At 33.6% G+C, this 6,025-nt stretch carries 6 protein-coding genes and 1 riboswitch; of the genes, 3 read left to right on the top strand and 3 right to left on the bottom strand.

The features are described 5' to 3' along the window. Window positions 1-86: 86 nt before the first annotated feature. From LZ578_RS11900 to LZ578_RS11890, 3 genes are all read right to left on the bottom strand, one after another. On the bottom strand, window positions 87-710 hold the full coding sequence (locus tag LZ578_RS11900; protein ID WP_235145379.1) for a histidine phosphatase family protein: 624 nt from the start codon (window positions 708-710) through the stop codon (window positions 87-89). A 248-nt stretch (window positions 711-958) separates the two neighbouring features. Further along, on the bottom strand, window positions 959-1,315 hold the full coding sequence (locus LZ578_RS11895) for a YtxH domain-containing protein (protein WP_235145378.1): 357 nt from the start codon (window positions 1,313-1,315) through the stop codon (window positions 959-961). Between the two features lie 246 nt (window positions 1,316-1,561). Beyond that, on the bottom strand, window positions 1,562-2,026 hold the full coding sequence (locus LZ578_RS11890; protein WP_235145377.1) for a hypothetical protein: 465 nt from the start codon (window positions 2,024-2,026) through the stop codon (window positions 1,562-1,564). A 147-nt stretch (window positions 2,027-2,173) separates the two neighbouring features. Then, a riboswitch (M-box (ykoK) riboswitch) is annotated at window positions 2,174-2,337 on the top strand. A 217-nt stretch (window positions 2,338-2,554) separates the two neighbouring features. Between LZ578_RS11890 and mgtE the strand changes: the two genes are divergently transcribed. The 3 genes from mgtE to LZ578_RS11875 all read left to right on the top strand — a co-directional run bounded on the left by mgtE (window position 2,555) and on the right by LZ578_RS11875 (window position 5,777). Beyond that, window positions 2,555-3,928: a magnesium transporter gene (gene mgtE / locus LZ578_RS11885; protein ID WP_235145376.1), complete on the top strand. Its 1,374-nt coding sequence runs from the start codon at window positions 2,555-2,557 to the stop codon at window positions 3,926-3,928. 209 nt (window positions 3,929-4,137) lie between these two features. Further along, window positions 4,138-4,950, top strand: coding sequence for a hypothetical protein (locus LZ578_RS11880; protein WP_235145375.1), 813 nt, complete (start codon window positions 4,138-4,140; stop codon window positions 4,948-4,950). 113 nt (window positions 4,951-5,063) lie between these two features. Continuing rightward, entirely contained in the window at window positions 5,064-5,777 is a 714-nt protein-coding gene (locus LZ578_RS11875; protein ID WP_235145374.1) for a hypothetical protein, read from the top strand. Window positions 5,778-6,025 lie beyond the last annotated feature (248 nt).

The following is a 6,025-nucleotide window of genomic DNA, read 5'->3' as shown; positions in this document are numbered from 1 at the left end:
ATACGGGAACTTGTATCTTTCTTCAATCTATTATAAAAGATTGAAGAAAAATAGAGAGCTGGATAAAGTCCCAGCTCCTCTTTCTTTTATTTTAAATGTTCAATGTAATTCCACTGATCCAACTTGAATTCATTTTGATTATAAATGAGGCGAGTGATACTTGTATTCTCCATTGGTGTCTGAGAACGGATTTCTTCTAATGGAAAACCTACTAACGATAAGATTGTTGCCGTTAAAGTAATACTGTGACCAACAAAAAGAATGTTTTTTTCAGGATTATTTTTCACATGGTACAGAATCGATTGAGTTCCCCGTAAAATTAAATCTGGATAAGTCTCCCCACCAAAAGAGGAAGGATCGTAAAGATGAGGCTCTTTTCTCAGTTGATGGAGTAATGTAGGATACTTCTCATGTAATTCGGAGATATCTTTTCCTTCCCACTCACCATATCCAAATTCTTTTAAAAGCACATCTTCTTCTAGAGAAAGACGGGAATCAAGTTGGCTGACAATAATCTGAGCCGTTTCTTTAGCCCGTAGCTGGGGACTAGCGACTACTTTTGATACAGAGGCATCCTTTAATGCCAAACCTGTTTTAATAGCATCTTTTCGGCTTTGTTCTAGTAAGGGAGAGTCAATATCTCCACCTTGCACACGATTAGCCGCATTCAACTCAGTTTGTCCGTGACGAACGAAATATAACTGTTGCATAAGAACCACCTTTGAAATTTTATTTTAATCTTATCATAAATCAATTTTTTTAATAAAATAGAGATGATGTACGGATTTTCTGTTTCTTAAGAGAAGATATTTCTGATCTAGCATTAACTTATATAAGGAAAATGACGAATAGCAATCTCTTATGATAAAAAAATCCACTTGAGCTCTACAATAGCTCAAGTGGATTTTTTAGATACAGTTTGTTGGGTCAACCTTTTGTTTCATTTTTAAAATCCGTTCTACTTGTTAGAATTATTCTTTTTATGATCGGCTTTATCTAATTCTTTCTTCGTATCTTCTACATTATCTTTTACAACATCTGCAGACTCTTTCGCCAATTGCTCCATTTGTTCTTTGTTTTCTTTAGCTGTTTCTTTTGCTTTATTTCCAACAGTTTGTGCAGTATCTTTTACGTTGTCGACAATTGTTTCACCTTTATCTGCTAAATCTTGTGAAGCATCTTTGGCACGATCTGCTGCCTCGTCTGCCTTACTCATTAACTCTTTACGCAATTCATCACCAGATTTAGGTGCAAATAACAAACCTAAACCTCCACCGATTACTAAACCTTTTAAGAAACTTGATACTCTACTCATTCTTTTTTCTCCTCTCCATACATAAATTTCTTTAATAAATCAAGAGACGCCAATGGACGAATACCCGAATATACAAACGTTTATCTCTATATGTAGTATAAGATATTTTTTGATGAAGTAAAAATGAAAACCCTTATATTTATTAAGAAGGCTAGGATAAAGAGGCTCTATTCATATTAAATTTTATTTTTTATTAAAAAACTTCGTAGCCTTTTTAAAAGGGCTACGAAGTTTTAATTTGTAACTTTAATTAATTTGTTCGTTGTAAACCATTTGATCTGCTTGTAAATCAATTACTTTCAAACGATTATTATTTTTCACAAAAATAGTTTTGTACATTTGGTTATCTCCATCACTGAAAAGGAATACACGTGTTCCTTGGTTATCCGTTACTAAATGACCATCATAATCGGATGGATTGAAAATATCTTGTGCATCTAGCTCTTCATATTCTGCATACTCAGAAACTTTTTCTGCGCCTTCTAGTTCAGAATCGGAGACATCTTCGAGGTCGGCATCCGTTGTTCCCTCATCTGCTTCAATCTCTTCTGATTCAACTACGGTAGCAGATTCTTCAACAATGGAAGATTCTGTCGACATGAATTCAGAAACAGCAGCTTCAGATGAAGTTGTTTCGTCCTCAGTAGTTGTGTCGGTTGCACAAGCACCTAACACGAAGCTTGCCATACTAATAAATAATAATTTTTTCATATATTGATTCCTCCATATTTTATATATATTTCTCTTATGTGAGTATTGTAAGGCAATCTAAGATGGAAGACAAAGAAAGTGAATGGAGCAAGTGAGGTAGTTGAATATTAAGCTGGTTTGTCCTACAATGAATGAACAGACAAAATTAAATAGCCTTGTTAGGTGAGGCTACTGTATAAGAGATATGCTGCTGCCCAGAAATGTCCAAAGACGCCAACGGGTTAACAGGGGTTTTCGAATTAAGGAAATTCTTAACGTAGCTGGGCTTTGCCTTATGCTGTACAGTGCTGAAACTCAATGAAGGGGTGCAAAATAGAACCATTTAAAGAGCTGCTACTAGTAGTTTCTTTGCACGCTCTTTGAGGTGTGCTTTTTTTGTGTTCAAAATTAAAACCTTAAGGGAGGTGGTTCAGATGGATTCCGTTCCGTCTTGTCGAACGATAAGAAATTTGCAAGACTTCGTACATACATTACAAAGAAAAACAGTAGAAGGTTATCCATTGAGCCTTCCTGAAAGGAATGATAATTTTGAAAAGAATTGATGACAGAAAAGATATATATTATGAAGGAGTCTACAAAGCAGCAAAAGAGAACAATCGGAAAAAATTCAGAAAATTATTTCTAAAGCTTCATACCAATGACCAAGTTGAGTTGTTCCACCTTCTTTATCCAGAAAACAGAAAAAAGGTAGAAAATTTTCTAGAACCTGGTGAGTTTGCTGATTTATTCGAATGGATGGATCCTGCTGATCAAACGGAAGCCTACGAAGCCTTTTCTGCTAAATTTATAGCCTATTTATTTCCTTATATGGAAATAGATAATGTAGTAGATTTTTTGTCCTATCGAGATGAAGAAGAAAAGCAAACTCTTTTAAATTTCTTAGATGCTGTAGAAAGAAGTAAAGTTGAAGAAATGCTTGCTTATGAACCAGAAACAGCAGGTTCGGTTATGAATAAAGGGTTTATTAGTGTCTTTTCTGAAAATACTTTGAAAGAAACAACCGAACTGGTTCGTACTTTCGCGAAAGAAACAGAAATGGTTTATTATATTTATGTAGTAGATACAGATAGTAAATTAGTTGGAATCTTATCGCTTCGTGATATGATTATTCATCCAGAAGATACGTTAGTTAAGGATGTTATGCTAACACAATTAGCTTTTGTGCGGATTGATGATGACCAAGAGGCAGTTGCTCGAATGATTCAAGATTATGATTTACTAGCAGTACCCGTTTTAAATGAAGACGACGTGATGTTTGGGATTGTAACAGTAGATGACGTAATGGATATCTTAGCAGAAGAAGTTACCGAAGACTTTAATGATTTTTCTGCTATTCGTAGAGCCAAAGAAAAAGTAGAACGAGGAGAAGAAAGTACCTGGCAAACTGCAAAAGTCCGAATGCCTTGGATTATTATTCTAATCTTTTTAGGAATGATCAGTGCCACATTAATTAGTTCTTTTGAAGATACTCTTAACCAAGTTGTTATTTTAGCAGCTTTTATTCCTGTTATAATGGACTCGGCTGGGAATGTTGGGACTCAATCCTTAGCGGTAGCCGTCCGAAATATTTCAATGGGTGAAGAACGAACACGTGAAGAATTTTGGAAAAATGTGTTAAAAGAATTAGGTGCAGGAATGATGATTGGATCTGCAGCTGGATTTGTATTAGCCCTGGGTGTTGGAATTTTTTATCAGAATATAGTTTTGGCGTTAATTATCGGATTCTCACTATTTATAACCTTGAGTTTATCAACAGTAGTGGGTTCTGTTATTCCAATTCTCATTAATAAATTAAAAATTGACCCCGCAATTGCTTCTGGTCCGTTTATTACGACCATTAATGATGCAATGGGATTATTGATTTACTTTAGTATCGCTACACAACTACTTCATCTCCTATAAAAAGTAAAAAACAACATCAAACCTAGATGTTGTTTTTTATGGTAGTCTCTTCGCTAATGAATATGGTAAAATATGGTTAATATTTTGAGAAGGAGAGACATAATGAAAGATAAAGAGGAAGTTTTCCGCCAGTTACAAAAATTTATGGCAGAACATAAAGAAGAATACTCTTCTGTAGATGAAGCAGTAGAAGCTTTTTTCGTCAAAATGTGGAAAAAAATAAAAATGTCATTCCTGCACGTTTCCCTAGCGAAAATAAAACCGCTCATTTATTTGAAAAGCTACCTTTTGCGGAGTCAGAAAATGAATACCAAAGCCTTATTAAAGCAATCTTAAAAGAAGAACCAGATAATTTACAGGCACGTCTAATGGCTTTAGAAGAGAACTCTCCTTTATTTTTGAAAAATTTAGAAAAGGTTCTTCAGGATGCAGAAGAATCACTAAAAAAACAAGGATTGATGGGAAAAGATTCCATAGGATCCTATTGGCTTATTCTAGAAACGCGTCCTTTTATTTTAGCAAAGTATGAATTAGTCCATGCATACGAAGAAAGACGAATGAAACGAAAAGCAGTTGAACAATTAGAAGAGATTTTATATCTAAATGAAATGGATAATTTAGGTGGTCGTTATGACTTGATGGCTTTGTATTGTGAATTGGAAGAAAAAGAAAAAGCACTCTCGTTGTATAACCGATACGAAGAGTCGAATGCGTTAATGTTGCTACCATTGATTGTTCTTTCCATTAAATTGGATGATGAATTAAGTGCAAAACGCTATTATAAAATCCTTCAAGAATCCAATAAAAACTGCCGGAAAGTATTCGGTAAAAAAGAATTAGATATTCAAAAGTGGGAAGAAACAGTAGATGACGAACAATATAGTCCTGGAAGCGTGGAAGAAATTTATATGGCAATTGATAAACTGGAAGATGATTTCTTATTGCTAACCGCAGAGGACTACTATTATAATTGGTTAAATCAGCATTTACAGAAACCTAAAAAAACCTCGAAAAAGAAATAAATTGTAAAGGAGAGACTATTTCTAGTTTCTTCTTTTTTTAATGATTGTACAAAGAAGAGAGCATAAGGTAGTATAGATGTTTTATCGGAAAAAGATAGGAAGTGTAAAAAATTATGACAAGTAAAATGGATAAGTATGAAAAGCGGAAAAAGATCATTTTTTATATTGTACTGACACTTTTAGTTATTTCTTTAATTTATTCTGTAATCATGTTTATTTTAGCGCCTAGTGGAGTGGCTACGATTCAAGGTGAACGAGTAAAAAGTGATTATGTCTTGATGGTGTTACAATGTTTAGTTGGTACCATTGTTATTTTTCTACCAAAAGAAGTAGAGAATCGCTTTCAAATACATATTCCCAATGGGATTGAAATTATGTATTTTATCTTTTTATTTTGTGCGATTTATCTAGGAGAAGTTCGTGATTTTTATTATCGAATTCCTTATTGGGACGTTATTCTTCATGGATTTAGCGCAATGATGTTAGGTGCATTAGGATTTACTCTGGTTGATTATTTAAATGACACTGAAAAATTAAATTTAAAATTGAGTCCTTTCTTTGTATCATTCTTTGCTTTTTGTTTTTCAATTACAGCCGGTGTAGTTTGGGAAATATACGAATTTTTAGCAGATGGTTTTCTGGGAACGAATATGCAAAAGTTTATTACTGCAAAAGGAGAGGTTCTCATTGGGAGAGCAGCCTTGGGAGACACGATGAAAGATATTATTGTGGACACGTTAGGAACGTTAGTAATTGTAATCATTGGGTATATAACCTTACGAAAAAGACAAGAAAATCATAAAAAAGAAAAAAACGCTTCTTCATAAGCCTTATTTAAGTAAGTTTATTTTTCTTACCTCTCTTTAAAATAATTCTAGAAGATTTAATAAAATATAATTTTCCTATTTACAAAGTTGAAAGCAAAGTAAGGAGCCATATAAATGGGATCATGGATTACGAACCTATTACAGATGGCGAATAAGTTAAAATACCTATGGGAAGTTCTTTTGTAGAGAACTTTCCATAGTACTCTTTAATTTCGAGATTTCTTAAAAAATGAACTTTAATTTTTTTA

The organism is Jeotgalibaca sp. MA1X17-3 (assembly GCF_021513155.1).
Taxonomy (GTDB): domain Bacteria; phylum Bacillota; class Bacilli; order Lactobacillales; family Aerococcaceae; genus Jeotgalibaca.
This window is presented reverse-complemented; position numbering and strand designations above follow the sequence as displayed.